The organism is Nitrospira sp., assembly GCA_029194675.1.
Classification (GTDB): Bacteria; Nitrospirota; Nitrospiria; order Nitrospirales; family Nitrospiraceae; genus Nitrospira_D.
This window is the reverse complement of sequence record JARFXP010000001.1, coordinates 722,616-738,320: the sequence shown is the minus strand read 5'-3', so window position 1 is coordinate 738,320 and position 15,705 is coordinate 722,616. Positions and strand designations below refer to the sequence as shown.

At 54.9% G+C, this 15,705-nt stretch carries 16 protein-coding genes; 14 read left to right on the top strand and 2 right to left on the bottom strand.

The genetic code is table 11. The features are described 5' to 3' along the window. The first annotated feature begins 1 nt into the window (after position 1). From P0120_03445 to P0120_03425, 5 genes are all read left to right on the top strand, one after another. On the top strand, positions 2-616 hold the full coding sequence (locus tag P0120_03445) for a hypothetical protein (GenBank protein MDF0673388.1): 615 nt from the start codon (positions 2-4) through the stop codon (positions 614-616). Positions 617-622: 6 nt separating this feature from the next. Continuing rightward, positions 623-1,330 carry a hypothetical protein gene (locus tag P0120_03440; protein MDF0673387.1) on the top strand — a complete coding sequence of 236 codons (708 nt, stop codon included), beginning with the start codon at positions 623-625 and terminating at the stop codon, positions 1,328-1,330. Positions 1,331-1,466: 136 nt separating this feature from the next. After that, a complete protein-coding gene (locus P0120_03435) occupies positions 1,467-2,777 on the top strand; it encodes a glutamate-5-semialdehyde dehydrogenase (GenBank protein MDF0673386.1) in 1,311 nt (436 codons plus the stop codon). After that, positions 2,778-4,568, top strand: a complete 1,791-nt coding sequence (locus P0120_03430; protein ID MDF0673385.1) for a hypothetical protein — start codon at positions 2,778-2,780, stop codon at positions 4,566-4,568. Between the two features lie 169 nt (positions 4,569-4,737). Next, complete coding sequence (locus tag P0120_03425) at positions 4,738-4,914, top strand: hypothetical protein (GenBank protein MDF0673384.1); 177 nt, start codon at positions 4,738-4,740, stop codon at positions 4,912-4,914. A 38-nt stretch (positions 4,915-4,952) separates the two neighbouring features. Here P0120_03425 and P0120_03420 read toward each other — a convergent pair whose 3' ends face one another. Next, on the bottom strand, positions 4,953-5,519 hold the full coding sequence (locus P0120_03420) for a metal-dependent hydrolase (protein ID MDF0673383.1): 567 nt from the start codon (positions 5,517-5,519) through the stop codon (positions 4,953-4,955). A 30-nt stretch (positions 5,520-5,549) separates the two neighbouring features. Then, complete coding sequence (trmL, locus tag P0120_03415; GenBank protein MDF0673382.1) at positions 5,550-6,014, bottom strand: tRNA (uridine(34)/cytosine(34)/5-carboxymethylaminomethyluridine(34)-2'-O)-methyltransferase TrmL; 465 nt, start codon at positions 6,012-6,014, stop codon at positions 5,550-5,552. A gap of 111 nt (positions 6,015-6,125) precedes the next feature. Between trmL and P0120_03410 the strand changes: the two genes are divergently transcribed. From P0120_03410 to P0120_03370, 9 genes are all read left to right on the top strand, one after another. Further along, positions 6,126-8,075, top strand: coding sequence for a sigma 54-interacting transcriptional regulator (locus tag P0120_03410; GenBank protein ID MDF0673381.1), 1,950 nt, complete (start codon positions 6,126-6,128; stop codon positions 8,073-8,075). A gap of 231 nt (positions 8,076-8,306) precedes the next feature. After that, the gene (locus P0120_03405) at positions 8,307-8,741 is read left to right on the top strand and encodes a hypothetical protein (GenBank protein ID MDF0673380.1); all 435 of its coding nucleotides are present in this window, start codon (positions 8,307-8,309) and stop codon (positions 8,739-8,741) included. 103 nt (positions 8,742-8,844) lie between these two features. Beyond that, positions 8,845-9,618 (top strand): MBL fold metallo-hydrolase, encoded by a 774-nt coding sequence (locus tag P0120_03400; GenBank protein MDF0673379.1) that lies wholly within the window; start codon positions 8,845-8,847, stop codon positions 9,616-9,618. Positions 9,619-9,629: 11 nt separating this feature from the next. After that, positions 9,630-10,445 carry a class I SAM-dependent methyltransferase gene (locus P0120_03395; protein ID MDF0673378.1) on the top strand — a complete coding sequence of 272 codons (816 nt, stop codon included), beginning with the start codon at positions 9,630-9,632 and terminating at the stop codon, positions 10,443-10,445. Between the two features lie 59 nt (positions 10,446-10,504). Continuing rightward, positions 10,505-11,572, top strand: a complete 1,068-nt coding sequence (locus tag P0120_03390) for a hypothetical protein (protein ID MDF0673377.1) — start codon at positions 10,505-10,507, stop codon at positions 11,570-11,572. A 358-nt stretch (positions 11,573-11,930) separates the two neighbouring features. Next, positions 11,931-12,341, top strand: a complete 411-nt coding sequence (locus tag P0120_03385; protein ID MDF0673376.1) for an ester cyclase — start codon at positions 11,931-11,933, stop codon at positions 12,339-12,341. Between the two features lie 207 nt (positions 12,342-12,548). Beyond that, positions 12,549-13,151, top strand: coding sequence for an MBL fold metallo-hydrolase (locus P0120_03380; GenBank protein ID MDF0673375.1), 603 nt, complete (start codon positions 12,549-12,551; stop codon positions 13,149-13,151). A 442-nt stretch (positions 13,152-13,593) separates the two neighbouring features. Continuing rightward, positions 13,594-14,151 (top strand): hypothetical protein, encoded by a 558-nt coding sequence (locus tag P0120_03375; protein ID MDF0673374.1) that lies wholly within the window; start codon positions 13,594-13,596, stop codon positions 14,149-14,151. Between the two features lie 391 nt (positions 14,152-14,542). Continuing rightward, positions 14,543-15,700, top strand: coding sequence for an efflux RND transporter periplasmic adaptor subunit (locus tag P0120_03370; protein MDF0673373.1), 1,158 nt, complete (start codon positions 14,543-14,545; stop codon positions 15,698-15,700). The last annotated feature ends 5 nt before the right edge of the window (positions 15,701-15,705 follow it).

The window sequence follows — 15,705 nt, the reverse complement described above, 5'->3', positions numbered from 1 at the left end:
CATGGATGCGAAAAAGAAGACGATGCTTGCTGCCGCGCTTATCTTCCTCTGGGTAGGACTGGCTGTATGGCAATGGCGGCTGCTGCAGGAGCCTGTTCGTGTTCCGCTCATGAATGTCACAGGGCACCCGTCGTCCGTGGGGCGACATGCGGAGACGAGGGGGACAGGGTTGCACGTCAATCTCGATTTGCTTGCTTCAATGGATCTTCAACGTCAGGCGAATTTCACAGTGCCTCGGAACATCTTTTCCGTACCCCGTCCCGATGGCACGTTCGCAGCCGAGAATGCCCCAGCTTCCCTGGACCAGCCTGGTTCGGGTGCAGTCGAGACTTTGAGGCAACAAGAGGATGCGTTGGAATTAGAGCAGTATCGATACCTGGGATTTCTTCGCGTGGGTGCGGGTCGCCGAAAAAATAGGGATATTGCGGTACTCAGGAGAGATGATGAGGTGCTGGTGCTCAAAATCGGTGATCGTGTCGACGACCATCTGATCCTCAAGGCAATCAATTCTGAAAGCGTGACCATCCGAAACACCGGGACCCATACGGATCAAACGGTGCCGTTGTCGGAAGCATCATCGGAAGAACCAGCAGAAGCACCAACGGGTCAGGAGTGATGGATAATGGGGAGCCGCTTGGCGCCGCTGAGGTGGCAAGAAACGGGGTTCTCATACTTCATGGTGATGATTGCCATCACTCTCATGGGGCTTGCCATGACGATGGCTGCCCGGCAGTTGAAGACGATAGTGCAACGGGAGCTCGAAGCAGATTTGCTGGCCAAGGGAATAGAAATTCAAACGGCCCTAGCTCTCTACTCGGCCAGAGCAAAGGCTGGAAGGGTTGTACCTGGTGAGGTGTACCCGCAAACGCTGGCCGAACTCACGAGACCGCCCAAGCCCTTTCTCAGGAAGGTCTACCTCGATCCGGTGGGACGTGGTGAGTGGGAATTGCTGCGGGCACCCACGGGCGGTATTATGGGAGTTCGAAGCAAGAGCAGACACAAACCGATCAAGCAAGGTAATTTCCCGCTCGCAGTGCGCCATTTTGAGGGAAAGCCGACCCACTACGATTGGGTATTCCAGTATCCGAATCCGTCTACGGCAGCCTCGACTTGGCCTGTCGCGAGGCCGTTTACGGTTCCTCCACAGCCAACCCTACGTGATCAGCCGATCGTTCCAGTGGAACCGAGCTCACAAGACCAATCGATCGATTCGGAAGAGATGGATTCGTCAGGCGGCGCAATGAATCTCACCGACTCGCCTCCGCCAACGCCTCCGACCTCGCCACAAGAACCTGCTGCGGATCCTCCTCCACCGGAAGCAACACCGTAGGTCATGCAAGGTCGGCATTGGCCATTGCCTACGCTTCCTGATGCTACGGAGTGTTAGGACCAGACTCTTGACCCGTCTCTTAGTCGCACGGTATTGTCAACGTTGCTCCCGAGTTGTTCAATCATTGGTGCGAAGCGTGGAACCTCTCGACAAGACTGCCTCAGATCAGAATATCGACGAATCCAAACCGCTGCCTGTTTTGGAGTATGTTTTGGAGCTGGTTTCCAAGGCTAAACAGGCGTCGAGGAGATTGGCGTCTCTGCCGACAGCGACCAAGGATCAGGCACTCCTTGCCATGGCTGAGGCGATCGAGGTTAAGTCGCACGAACTCCTCGCAGCGAATGAGCAAGATTTGAAGGCATTTGGAATGACACCTGCAAAGAAGGCGATGGCAGATCGCTTGAGATTGACCGAGAAGCGGATCGCTGAAATGGCCGCCGGCATTCGTGAAGTGGCGAAGTTGCCCGATCCTGTAGGAATGATGTCCGCTATGTGGACGAGACCCAACGGGATGCAGGTCGGGCGGGTACGTGTGCCCATTGGAGTGATCGGCATCATTTATGAGTCGCGTCCCAACGTGACGGCGGATTCGGCGGCCCTCTGTCTTAAATCGGGCAACGTCTGTGTGTTGCGAGGCGGCAGCGAGGCGATTCAGTCCAACATGGCGATTGCCGCCATTCTGTCTGAGGCATCGGAAAAAGCCGGTGTTCCATCCGGTGCGGTCACGTTCGTCGACCGTGCAGATCGTGAGGTGGTGCCGGTGTTGCTCAAGCAGGATCGGTTCATCGACTTGATCATCCCACGTGGCGGGGAATCGTTGATGCAACTCATTGCGGGACACTCGGCGATTCCCGTGGTGAAGCATGATGCAGGCGTGTGCCATATCTACGTCGATGCCGAAGCGGATTCGGCGATGGCGGAGACCATTTGTGTCAACGCCAAAGCGCAGCGACCGTCCACTTGCAACGCAATGGAGACCCTGCTGGTTCACCAGTCGGCGGCGCGGACTCTCTTGCCCAAGCTTGCCGCAAGCCTCAGCGCGGCCAAAGTTGAGATTCGTGGCTGTCCTAAGACCTGCCAATTGATTTCTGAGGCCAAGCCGGCAAGCGAACAGGATTACGGCAAAGAGTTTCTTGAACTGATTCTTGCGGTGAAAATCGTAAAGAACATGGATGAAGCGATGGAACACATCGCACAGTATGGATCACGGCACACGGAAGCGATCGTGACGTCGGATTACGGACGTGCCATGCGGTTTCTCAAAGAAGTCGATGCCGGTGCCGTGCTTGTGAATGCCTCCACTCGACTGAATGATGGGTATCAGTTCGGTCTAGGAGCCGAAATCGGTATCAGCACCTCGCGCATTCATGCGCGGGGACCCATGGGGTTGGACGAGTTAACCTGCTCCAAATTTATTGTCATGGGGAGCGGCCAACTCCGCGAGTGAATGCCCTCGGACGCCATTGCATTTGCTCTCAACACTCCCGACCATCTCCTGTTTTCTTCCACACGTACACTCGCTGAAACCTTCGACAAGGTCGGCGGACACGTTGAAACTTTTCCAAACGGACACCTCGTTTTTTATCGGCGTGATGGACGGCGCTTTCTTGAGACAGACCCGGCGGGCCATCCCTTGCACGAGTGCGAATGGGAGTCGACCGGCACCGGGACCGTCTTTCTGACGCGAGCGCGAGTCCGACTTGATTGGGGCCGATGGGTCCTTCTTAAACCCGGTGGGCTGGTGAATGAAACCAGATTGAATTTAGCCTCGAGACCCAATTGGCAACGGATCACTCCGGATGATCTTCGTGCCATGGCTGCCGGGGCATTACGAGTCCCCATTGAGGAGGTACGGTGGTTTTATCGCGATGAGGATTTGGCCATCGATCCCAAAGGGATAGCCACGATTCGACAGCGAAAAGACGCCTTGTATGTTTTGGATGGTGGAGGATTTGAAGCGATGCGCTTCATGGCCTGCATGGGAGCCATGCATTGGGACGAGATTGACTTTCTCCCGGTGGTCGAACTGTTCAAATCGTTGTTGCCGGGGACTGGCTCTGCCGTGTTCGAGCTGATTCGCGGACTGTATGACGATCAAAACAAGGGATGCTCTGCTCCGAGGGTTTTACGGTATCGCGGGATTCCTACGTATCCATCCGAAGCAGCCTTTCGCTTGTTCGCCGGCTTTTTTACGCCTCAGCCATTAGATACTGAGGCCCCATTCACAGCATTCATGAATCCCTCAAAATCTCATCGTATTGCCTGGTTGCCGGCCCAATATCCTCCCGTTCGGTATTTTGACGAGAGCCAAGGGTTGTGTCTGACCGTGAAAAACGGGATTGTTCAAAAGGCCACGCTTGCCGAAGATCCGGCGGGGCTTCCATACGTCAGTTCCATCGGGCGCCGAGTCGTCCCGCTGGATCGCAGCCTCCGTGTCGAAGGGAGTCGGTTGATTTTGAAAGATCGTGAAACGGAATTACCCTTGCCGTTAAATCCCGATCTCTCGGTGAGGCCATCGCCGCCAGAGAAATGCCCGATCAGTCCGGTCGATTGGCGAACAGTATTCGTGGAAGGAGTCCCGAAGATTCCCGCTGCCGAAGCCTTCGGGGCGGTACCCTTATTTCCCGAGGACGACACAGAAATCAGCGAGCTCGCCGCCCAATCCTTCGTTGCGGACTATCTCGACGATCTTGGGGAACAGGATCGCGAGGTTGGAAGGCTGCGCTCGCAGGCAGAGCGTGTGTTCATCGCGAACGGCGATGCTGTCATTTCCAGTTGTATTCTCATTGATCGGCCATGTGAATATACCGTGAATGTCCGCTACTTTGCCTATGCGCAGCGTCAGGCTCAGCAGCTCTGGACTCAGTGTGCTGAGGTGCAACGATGGGATTGGCTGAAGCGAATCCGAATGGTAGCCGCGGATACGTGGGAAGAGCCCTTGGTAAGCCGGGAACCCTATGACCTGATTTATCAGTGGCTGCCGTATGACTCGTTTGATTCTTCGGCGACCATGAGAACGATCGTCGCGAGATTGAGTCACATGTTACGGCGGGGTGGTCATGCCTTTGTCGTTGGTCCGGTTCACCTGGGGGAGCTGCTGACGCAGGAGCGGTCGCGGTTGCTGGTGCATTGGGATCAATCAGTTGCCTCTCTTCCGACCGTTCTTATGCATAAGATGATCTTACCGAGGGCCAGAGTTAAACCAGGTCTTACGTTGTTCCATGTCGGACGATTGTAGGCTTGCGCGCAGGGCTCGGATTGTGTCGGGACCTTCTCCCGTGGAGGAACTGGCTTGTCTCTCGAAATTTCTGTAGAATCCCCGGACAGCTGCTGCGACCTGGAAATCGTATCGTACAGGCAAGGGCGTGACCGGTTGGAGGCTAGTGTATGAATCGGGGAGGAAGATTATGCCAAGTGTGCTGGACCGGGTGATCGAAAGAGAATTGAGAAGAGAGTTGAAGGATGCATTGATTCGGTTTGAGCAACAACTGCTACAGACTGGTGTCACGGAGGAAAACGTAAAAAATAGAATGCGTGGGGCAAAGCAATTTGTTGCCTTCCTGTATGGTCGATATCTCGGATAACAGCCATGGCGGTATTCGTCTGGCGAGCCTGGGCCTGATCAATCTCCCGGTGCTTGCTTCACAGCAGATTGAGCCGATCGTACATAGTGTAGCCCGCGAGCGATGAGGAACCCCGCAATGGTCGGGAGCCAGACCCATTTCACCTCGCTGGCAAGTACGTGAAAGGCATCCTCGCTAAAAAATGCGCCAATGCCGATCGGAGACACCGCAACCGGTCGAGCCGCGAAAAAGTACCGGCTTGAATCGAACGGAGAGAAGAAGGCCACACCGAGTCCGCCATCGGTCAGTGCATCCAGCACACCATGTGATGCGGTGCAGAGGAAGAGATACACGAATAGGCCCACCTGCGCTCCCCTTGCTTTCTGTTTGTGCCACATGGCCACAAGAGCAACGCTCAACAGGCCGGCAAATAAGAGGGAATGCGTCATGCCGCGATGGCCCCAGAGGTCGCCGTATTGGATGCCGAAGTAAAAGCCGATGACATCCAGATCCGGAACAATTGAACAAGTCGTACCAAGGAGCAAGACCTGCCAAGTCATGATTGGATGTGAGGAAGCCTTGCCGAGCGCGAGGGCGACAAACGCATGGGAGAATGCCGATGCCATAAAGGCGGCCTTTCACGCGAAGAACGAATGTCAGCGTCCGTTCTCAAAACTGATCTGCCGCCAAGCTTCATAGACGACCACTGCCGCGGCATTCGAAAGGTTGAGACTGCGACTCTCAGGGAGCATCGGCAAACGGATGCGCCTTTCTTCCGCAAACGATTCAAGCAGTGTGGCCGGCAGCCCACTGGTTTCAGGGCCGAAAAGAAATGCATCGCCTTTGGTGTAGGTGACACGATCGTAACGGTGAGTGTTGCGTGTAGAAACGGCGAATAGGCGGTGGGCCTTGAAGTGTGCGGCGCACGCAGCCCAATTGTCGTAGACGTTGAGCGTGGCAAACTCGTGGTAGTCTAAGCCGGCACGCAGCAGTTGTTTGTCGTCCAGAGAAAACCCCAGCGGTTTGACAAGGTGCAGTCCCACACCGGTGTTGGCGCAGAGACGGATGATATTGCCGGTGTTGGGGGGGATTTCAGGTTGATAAAGGATGACATCAAACATTGAGGCGAGAAGTGTATCACGGCCAGGGACTTTGTCACGATGCAGCATTGTGGAGTAGGGAGGTGTCCCCCCTCTTGAATCTGATTCTCACCCCGCCCCATACTTCCACCCATGGCTCTTTCGTCAGCCGATCCTTCCAAGCCGCTCCAGGATCTTGAAGCCGACGTCGCCTTACGCGCGATTCTCGAAGGCACCGCAACGGAAACCGGGCAGCAGTTTTTCGCGGCTTTGGTGCAGAACCTGGCCAAGGCGCTCGGCACGCACGGCGCCTGGGTGACGGAATATTTCCCCGAGAAGCGCCGCCTCCGTGCCCTCGCCTTCTGGATGGACGGCCGGTGGGTCAATGATTATGAAGTGGACATTGCCGGAACGCCCTGTGAGCGCGTGATCGATACGGCCAAACTGGTACATTTCCCCGATCGTATTCTAGAGATTTTCCCTCAGGGGGAGGAATTGAAGGCCACTGGAGTGGTCAGTTACCTGGGCGTGCCTTTGCAAGACACGGACGGGCAGATTCTCGGCCATATGGCCGTGGTCGATCGACGACCGATTCCAGAAGAGCCACGAGTTCATACGATCTTTCAGATCTTTGCGGCGCGGGCCGCAGCGGAACTCCAGCGGCTTCGCGCGGAAGCCGGGGTCCGCGAACGGGAGGAAAAACTCGGGCGGCTCTTGGGCACCGCAATGGACGCGATCATCGAGTTGGATCACCAGCTCCACATCACACGCGTGAATCCTGCAACTGAAAAGACCTTTCAATGCCGTGCGGAGACGATGATCGGTCAGGATTTCCGATCCTTCATGCGCTCTGATGATGCCGATCGGCTGCTCGCACTGACAGACGAATTGGACAAGCGGCCCGAGGGGCAGCGATCAATGTGGATTCCTGGGGGACTCACCGCTCGTTGCCCAGGAGGCCAATCGTTTCCTGCGGAGGCGACCCTGTCCCGCTTTGAGCTGCATCGCCAAAAATTCACGACTCTTATTCTTCGCAATATCCATGATCGGATAAGAGCGGAAGAAAAAATCCAGTCGCTGACGGCTGAAACCGAACTGCTCCGGGAGGAATTGCAGTCACTCCATCAGAACGGTGCCTTGCTCGGTGAGAGTCCGGCATTTCGGCGGGTGCTCCAGGACATTGCACAAGTTGCGAAGACCGATGCGACCGTGCTGATCACGGGAGAAACCGGAACCGGCAAGGAACTCGTGGCCCGCGCCGTCCATGCGACTAGCGCTCGCCGAGAACGGCCGTTGGTCACTGTCAATTGTGCCGCGATCCCGGCCACATTGATTGAGAGCGAATTGTTTGGTCATGAAGCGGGCGCCTTCACTGGTGCGACCAGGAAGAGAAATGGCCGCTTTGCCTTGGCCGACAAGGGCACAATCTTTCTCGATGAGATCGGGGACCTTGCCATCGATCTACAGGTTAAGCTGCTTCGGGTGCTCCAAGAAGGCGAGTTCGATCCCATCGGCAGTGCCTCAACCAAAAAAGTGAATGTGCGGGTGTTGGCCGCAACCAACCGCGATTTATCCCAGCTCGTCAGTGGCGGAAAGTTTCGGGAGGATCTGTTCTATCGGCTCAACGTCTTTCCGCTCCATCTGCCGCCCTTGCGCGAGCGTGGTGACGATGTGGTGCGGCTGGCTTCGGCGTTTGCACAGCGGTTTGCCGACAAAATGGGGCGCTCTGTTATGCCACTGAACACTGAGGATATACGCCGGCTGAAGAGTTATGGATGGCCCGGCAATGTGCGCGAGCTGCAGAATGTCTTAGAACGGGCCGTGATCACGGCTATCGACGGCCGGCTGAATCTGGATCGAGCCTTACCCGAACCAATGGCGCAACCGTCTCTAACTGATCGGACCGGTGAACCAGTGCCAGGGATGATTCGCACCGCGAAAGAGCTGGAAGAACTGGAGCGGAGCAATATCCTCCGCGCACTGGAGGCTACGAAGTGGAAAGTTTCGGGTGAAAACGGTGCGGCGAAACTGCTTGGAATCAATGCCTCCACTCTTTCTTCCCGTATGAGAGCGCTCAAGATTGATAAACCTGCGGTACACTGACCTTGCCCTCTGGGGCATCACGGACCGTACGTCCCGCGAGCGTCTTTCCTTTTGAAATCTCACAAATGCACTCATGAGATTTCACAAATCGTGAAATCTCATGAGACCTTTCTTGCTCCCTCCTCATCACTAACTCGTTGAAAATGCATCACACGCTCTCATGTTTGAGGTGTGGCATCAATACTGCTGTAACAGTCTAGCATCAGCGCAGTGATGAGTATCAGGAGGAGAATGATGACGATTCGCGATCTCGGCTGGTGGTACTGGTTCATAACGGCGGGATTACTCGGCACCGGTCTCCTGGGATGGACTGCAGGAAGGTATCTGGCGATGTTGTTTTGTGCTGTTCAGATCGTCCATGTGATCTGGCTGACACGAGACGTTACTTCGTTTCCAGTACAGGTGCGGTTCGCCTATGTGGGGCTGTTGTTTGCCGGATTGTGGGGACCACTCCAGTGGATTCATTGGGTGCAACTGGTCGGAACAACTGCCAGGGTTGTCGTGGGGTACTGTTTTCTGGCGCGAGTGTTGTCCTTGGCATCCTGGAACCGCCGGCAGTCGTTATCTTTGGATTTCGTCGCACGCACGTTCCTTTCGCGTCAGACCGTCGTGCCACCTTGCGGTGAAGTGTTTCAGCAATTGTGGCTTGAGCGGGTGCATGGATGAACTGGGAATCAATATGTCGGAGTGCCGACCGGCTTTTCTTTCGGCAATGCCGGCTTAGCCAATCGGGAAGGTTGAATTAATCACGCAGGGGAGACTCATTATCATGAAACTCACACAGATCCGCAACGCAACACTCAAAGTTGAGTATGCCGGGAAAAAATTCTTGATCGATCCTATGTTATCAGCGAAAGGTGGCTTTCCTGGGTTTCCAGGTACGCTCAACAGTCATGTCGCTAACCCCACCGTTGAGCTGCCCTTGTCCATGAGCGAGATTCTCGCTGTCGATGCAGTTCTCGTAACCCATACCCATCAAGATCACTGGGATGACACCGCCAAAACGGTCATTCCCAAAGATATGCTGACCTTCGCTCAGAATAGTAGAGATGAGTGGGATATGCAAATGTCATGGTTTCGCAACACGCGGGCACTCGATGAGCGTAACGAATATGATGGCATTACCTTGATCAAGACCCCTGGCCAACATGGCCGAGGTGAGATTCTTGAAGGACTGATGGGAGATCTCCTGGGTCAGGTTTGCGGCATCGTCTTCAAACATCCAAGTGAGAAAACGCTCTACATTGCAGGCGACACTGTTTGGTATAAGGGCGTCGAACAGAACCTGGAGCAGTACAAACCCGATGTCATTGTTCTCAATAGTGGCGACGCTAGAGTTCTTCCTAATGAGCCGATCATTATGGGGAAGAATGATGTGTACGAGGTATATAAGGCCGCTCCCTCCGCAACCATTATCGCTAGCCACATGGAGGCAGTAAACCACGCCACGCTGTCACGAAAAGACCTGCGAGCGTTTCTTCTCGAACAGGGCATGACCTCGCGCGTGTTGGTTCCTGAGGACGGCGAATCTTACATTTTCTGAAAGGTTGTTCGATGAGTAATTCTCTTGAACATGATTACGCTCCGGTTTGCGACCTGTATGAACGGCACCTTGGGTCGGCTTTGTTCGAGCCTTATGCCATAGATCTTGCCGAGCGGGTAGCTAACGATTACGCGGAAGGCTCCGTTCTCGAGATGGCCTGCGGGACCGGCATTGTCACTCGGCAGCTGCGTGCACGCCTGAAGCCGACCGTGGCCCTGATGGCAACCGACATCAATCCCGGCATGCTCGACTACGCGCAGAGAACACTGAGGGACCTGGAAGGAATCGACTGGAAACAGGCGGATATTGCAGACCTCCCGTTTCCCGCCGCTTCGTTCAACGTGGTCGTCTGTCAATTCGGGCTCATGTTTGTGTCGGATAAAGACCGCGCCTTTCGGGAAATGCGCCGCGTCCTGCTCACAGGAGGCTTGCTCGCCTTCAGTGTGTGGGATCGCATGGAGAAGAATCCCTGGGGCATCATCGTACACGAGACCGTGAGAGGATTTTTCCCGGATAATCCCCCTCAGTTCTTCAAATCGCCGTGTAGCTTTTACGATATCGACGTCTTGCGCAGGTTGCTGACTGCGAGCGGATTCGATAACGTCAATATTCAGGCAGTCCCGAAGAAGTGCTACAGCGGCACGGCTAAATCGCTGGCGATTGGGCTGATCGAAGGCGCGCCGGTCCTCGCTGAAATTCAAGAACGCGGCGGTTCGTCTGGACCAATCGTCGAAGCAGTGGCGACAGCCCTAGCCAGGACCGGTGGAGACACCCCCTACCGCTCATCGATGCAGGCGATTGTGGCGACGGCACGGGCGAAGGAATGACGGGGAACCTACCTGCTTAGCATCTGAACGTACAGGATCGAAATACGGAGGTTGGTTGTATGAAAGCGCACAAATTACTTCCTCATCACTGGATGGCGATGCTCACACTTTTTCTCACTCCTGCCTGGACGTATGCGATGTCAGGCATGGAGATGCCGCATAGCGGACACGCGAATACGAGTTCCTCACTCTCGAAGAGCATGGGGGAGCCCATTAACTCATCGGACTCGGAGATCGAGATGACCTATAGTGCCGACGGGAAGACCGCCATCTTCGTCTCCGGTCGCCCAGGGAGTATTCCATCACCTGGGGTTCCCTACAACTTCGATATCTGGATGTCTCACAATGTGAACGGCACGTGGCAAGCCCCGATTCATTTGGGACCGGGCGTCGATCCGACGGTGGGTCCGAACATCAATACGTCTGCGTGGGAGCTGGAACCGAGCCTCTCGGATGACGGCAACGCCGTGTATTTCACGAGATACGAGCCGGGCAATCTCTCGACCGGCGATCTCTACGTGACACAAAAAATGAACGGCGTCTGGCAACCGGCCAGAAATTGGAACGATGTCCCGGCGCTTCCCCACATCAATACACCCACCGGCGAGGAGCACTGTCCGATTATTGCCTCCGACAGCTTGATTTACTTCAACAATCAACAACCCGGGGTTACCCAAGACAGCGACATCTGGAAAGTCGAGAAGAAGGATGGTGTCTGGCAGAAACCCCAGAGTCTGGGCCCACGCATCAATTCGGCCTATCGTGACCATATGCACTGGACCGGCCTGTCAAAGGACGGGAAAAGCCTCATCATTACCAGTACGCGTCCGGACATGGGCTCGCGGGGAGGACATGATATGTGGATTTCCTATCAGAATCCGAAAGGCGAATGGCAAGAGCCATTGAACCTCGGCGATACGATAAATACAGCCGGCGAAGATATGTGCTGGGCCTTCTCGCCTGACGGCAAGAAATTCCATGGTAGCTGGGGACCGCATGGCAGCTACAATCATGATGTGATGTGGGTGAACAAAGACGATGTGCCGTTGCTGAAGAACTTTGAGCCCATCGGCCCACCACCCAATTTGCTCACCACCAGCAAGATGACACCTAGCGCAACAAAGTGATCGCGATACCTACTATGGAAGGAATGTTTATCACTCAGAGGCATATCCCGACCGATGAATGACCAGTCCACTCTGGCCAGAGTCCGCACCGACCAGGATGAAGCACCCTTCGAGCAGTCGCTTCGGTTGCTGTACCACATCCGGCGAGATACTTCCGAAGAAAGTCTGAATCCTTGTGAGAATGGAATGTCGCAGACTAATTGGAAACTGCTAAGTGAAAAGTATCCGGTGGGAAGGGCAACATAGCGTAGCTTGGATTCGCTGTGCCCATAGATACAACGATAAGGATCAGGATATTCAATAGGTCGATGTCGCAAACTTAAGGCTTCATTATGCTCATCAACTGAGGGAGGAAATTATGGTGCAAGAACGAATCACACAACTTCGCGACTTTGCTGCACGATACACGGCCGCTTGGTGCAGCCAGAATGCTGCCAGTGTCGCGCAATTCTTTGCTGCTGGTGGCTCGCTTACAATCAATGGAGGCACCTCGTCAGTGGGCCGAAGCGCGATCACCCAAGCTGCACAGGGGTTCATGACTGCCTTCCCAGATGTCAAGGTCTATATGAATGATCTCGTTGAGAGACACGAAAAGATTATCTATCAGTGGACGCTGGAAGGCACCCATAATAAAACGGGTAAACGCGTGCGCATTAGTGGATTTGAAGAGTGGCGGATTGGTGATGACGGCTTGATCGCTGAATCACTCGGCAGCTTCGATGCTGCTGACCTTGAACGTCAAGTCGAGCATGGAGTAGATCGCAAGTGACCCATTGGGTCTGGCGAGCTGTGTCCCCCGGCGGGGTCATCCAAAGCCCCTGTGCACCAGATTCGCTCAGGGCTTCGTCTGCTTCCGCGGGTTGGTGAGCCCAGCGGTTAGCCCTCTGCGATGGTGCAACAGCCGCTCTGTCGGAGAAGGCTCTCTTGTGAGCCTAATTGGCGACTAGGTAACTTTAACTGGTGGGGAGGAATCAGCATGAATAAAGTCACTGTGCTTGCTCCAGGGTATGCCCAACCCATTGAGGGGCGTAAACTCATTCCCTTCACGTCGGATGATGGTGCCAGACGCGTCGCAAGTACCATTACCCTTATCCAGAGCGATCATGCGGTTGTGGTGGCCGATCCAGGCATGGTCACAGACCGTTCGCTTATTCTGGACCCACTTAAAAAAGCGTCGATCTCTCCGTTGGACGTGACCCATATCTTTATTAGCCACCATCACATAGACCACACCGTAAACATCGCGCTATTCCCCAATGCTGAAGTCGTAGACTTTTGGGGCCGGTATAAGGGAGATCTGTGGTGTGATCATGAGGACGGTTACGAGATTGCTCCTGGTGTCAGAGTGTTACGGACACCTGGTCATAGTGAGGAGGATGCTTCCCTACTCGTGGAGACTCCTGAGGGCATCTATGTTATGACCCACCTCTGGTGGTTTCCAGATATGACTCCGGAGAAAGATCCGGTGGCCTGGAACCAAGGCAAACTCGAACAAGGCAGAAACAAGATAGTCACAGTTGCAGATTGGATCATCCCTGGGCATGGACACATGTTCAAGAATCCTCGCAAGGAGAAATAATTAAAGATGTGAAGTCGGAAGGGGCTTCAATCTGCAGCACAACTCGGCCGTATCGCATCGCCGCGGGGTTGACCGGAAAGCCAGGTGGGGATAGCTCTTTCTCATGGATCAATTCAAAAATACATCATTATGCTGAAGTGGACCCGACGACTCATGTCATCAAGCCTCTTGCGGTAAGCGATGCGGTCAATGTCACATCGGGTGCGATGGTGTTCAGAATATTTTATGTCGCGCCAGCTCAAAATTTGCCGCCTTGTTCATTTTCCGACGATAGACTGTCTTGGCGTAAGCGCTTTTCATGGCCCTGTTGAGTGACCCGTTCGATGAAGCAGCGGGAGAATGTGATGTCCCGAATTTTAGGAACCCGGACAGAAGACCCTCATGCTGTGAGAAACGACGTTGCATCTGAGTTCATACCATTGCGGCATGAGGATCGTGCCAGATGTATATCGACGCTTGCGCAGTGAGCCTGGCCAGCGGGAAGTTTGTTCGCTCCATGTGCGAGAAGTTAGACGCCCTGACGTTTGAGGCCTTCTTGAAGACCCTGCTGCGGCATCGCGCGCGCGGAACGCGCATGGTCATCGTGCTGGACAATGCCAAGGACCACCATGCTGTGCTGCTGGCGCCCCTGCTGCGGAAGTATCGCCGGTGCTCACGCTCCTCTTCCTGCCACCATACAGCCCGCAACTGGCGCCCATCGAGCGAGTCTGGAAGCTGGCCCGCCGGATGGCCACGCACAACCGTTTCTTCGAATCGCTGGGCGAGTTGGTCAGGGCGGTCGAAACCTGCTTCGATCGCTGGCACAAACCCAATGCTGTACTGCAAAGACTATGCGGCATTATTTAAGACGCTATGTATAGAACGAACCAATATCCTGTGCGCTCTCGACGCGGCTAAGTGGAAGGTTTCTGGTGAACAGGGTGCTGCGTCATTACTCGGACTCAATGCCTCCACGCTTTCGTCACGCATGAAAACGCTGAAGATTCAGAAACCCCGCTGAACCCATATTCTTCCTCGAATCGTCACTTCTCTTTCGTCCAATCCCGTCGCAGCTGTCTGCAAGAGAACTTGCGAAATTTCACAAATCCTCTCGTGAGATTTCACGTATCGTGAAATCTCACAGACCCCCATCGTGCCCGGTCCATCCTCCAACCTCTGGAAATTCCATAACATCATCGATTCATTGTCCTGGCATCGATGCTGCTCTAGGAATTCAGCACCGCGTCAATCACTCACAGCAAGGAGCGGGACCACGATGACGATTCGGGATCTTGGCAATGACAGGAGTAGCAGAACAGGAAGCAGCCTGAGATTCAGGTCGGGGCTGCGCCTATCGATAATTCAACCTGAACATCAGGCTCAGATTTCTTTGAGCTGAAGCAGGATCAAACATGATAGCAACACGATGCTTAATTGCAACGACGTTTCTACTGGCCGGTTGTGGGTCTAAGGAGGAGCCCGGCAGGGCGGTGGTTTCGGCCGCTTCACAGGAGGCTATTCAGGCTGAGGTTGTCGAGGTCAAACACACTTCGGTGCCGATTCGTATTGAAGTGACCGGCCAGGTGGCGGCGATCTTCCAGGCTGCGCTTTCCAGTCGCATCCAAGGAACTATCGACACACTGTTCGTTCGAGAAGGCACGCCGGTCGTCAAGGGACAGACGCTTATTCAGCTGGATAACCGCGACGTACGGGCCGACTTGGCGCGCGCCACGGCGGAAGTAGAAAACACGAAGGCCCAGCTCGACCGCATGAACCAATTGTACGCCCAAGATGCCGTTTCAAAACAAGAGATGGAGAATGCGACTCGTGCCTACAAGGTAGCGGAAGCCAACCGTACGACAGTGCTCGCCCAGCTGAGTTATACGATGGTCAAAGCGCCGTTCGACGGCGTGATTACCGAGAAAATGGTGGAAGCAGGTGAATTGGCCTCGCCGGGACAGCTCTTATTGAGAATGGAAAATCCCCGACAACTACGGCTTAAAGCAACGGTGGCGGAGGGAGATTTGAGATCGGTATCTCTCGGAGACAAGATTGCTGTGGTCATCGACGCCTTGGGTGAACAAGCGCTGGACGGCGTCGTCGGTCAAATTCTGCCGGCCGGCGATTCGCAAACCCACACGTTCACCGTGAAAGTGGACTTGCCTGCTGAACCGGGGCTGAAAACCGGCATGTTCGGACGATTCCAATTGGATAAAGGAACGAGCAAGACGATTCTCGTGCCAGGGACCGCCGTCGTCGAACGCGGTGAACTCACGAGCGTCTTTGCCGTTGGCTCGGATCAGATCGGCCGCCTTCGCTGGGTCAAAGTCGGTCGGCGGCTCGACCAACAGGTCGAAATCCTGTCCGGTGTGCATGTCGGCGAGTCCGTGCTGCTCGATGCGACCCGCGGTATCGATGGCATGGCAGTCAAGATCGTCGATACGACAGCCTCACCAGCCGTTCCGACACCCTGTACCGTGTCTTGTCAGTCACCTTGGTCAAAAGGTGGGAGTTCTGTCGCTCAGGTTTCTGATAGCGGGCTCTCTTACGTGAAACCTTCAACTCAATAAGGGTG

Bases quoted from the DNA above. Each gene is read 5' to 3' on its own strand.
- P0120_03400 (MDF0673379.1), top strand. From the start codon at position 8,845: ATGAAACTCACACAGATCCGCAACGCAACACTCAAAGTTGAGTATGCC.
- P0120_03445 (MDF0673388.1), top strand. From the start codon at position 2: ATGGATGCGAAAAAGAAGACGATGCTTGCTGCCGCGCTTATCTTCCTC.
- P0120_03420 (MDF0673383.1), bottom strand. From the start codon at position 5,519: ATGGCATCGGCATTCTCCCATGCGTTTGTCGCCCTCGCGCTCGGCAAG.
- P0120_03385 (MDF0673376.1), top strand. From the start codon at position 11,931: ATGGTGCAAGAACGAATCACACAACTTCGCGACTTTGCTGCACGATAC.
- P0120_03395 (MDF0673378.1), top strand. From the start codon at position 9,630: ATGAGTAATTCTCTTGAACATGATTACGCTCCGGTTTGCGACCTGTAT.
- P0120_03430 (MDF0673385.1), top strand. From the start codon at position 2,778: ATGCCCTCGGACGCCATTGCATTTGCTCTCAACACTCCCGACCATCTC.
- P0120_03390 (MDF0673377.1), top strand. From the start codon at position 10,505: ATGAAAGCGCACAAATTACTTCCTCATCACTGGATGGCGATGCTCACA.
- P0120_03375 (MDF0673374.1), top strand. From the start codon at position 13,594: ATGTATATCGACGCTTGCGCAGTGAGCCTGGCCAGCGGGAAGTTTGTT.
- P0120_03380 (MDF0673375.1), top strand. From the start codon at position 12,549: ATGAATAAAGTCACTGTGCTTGCTCCAGGGTATGCCCAACCCATTGAG.
- trmL (MDF0673382.1), bottom strand. From the start codon at position 6,014: ATGTTTGATGTCATCCTTTATCAACCTGAAATCCCCCCCAACACCGGC.
- P0120_03440 (MDF0673387.1), top strand. From the start codon at position 623: ATGGGGAGCCGCTTGGCGCCGCTGAGGTGGCAAGAAACGGGGTTCTCA.
- P0120_03370 (MDF0673373.1), top strand. From the start codon at position 14,543: ATGATAGCAACACGATGCTTAATTGCAACGACGTTTCTACTGGCCGGT.
- P0120_03405 (MDF0673380.1), top strand. From the start codon at position 8,307: ATGATGACGATTCGCGATCTCGGCTGGTGGTACTGGTTCATAACGGCG.
- P0120_03425 (MDF0673384.1), top strand. From the start codon at position 4,738: ATGCCAAGTGTGCTGGACCGGGTGATCGAAAGAGAATTGAGAAGAGAG.
- P0120_03410 (MDF0673381.1), top strand. From the start codon at position 6,126: ATGGCTCTTTCGTCAGCCGATCCTTCCAAGCCGCTCCAGGATCTTGAA.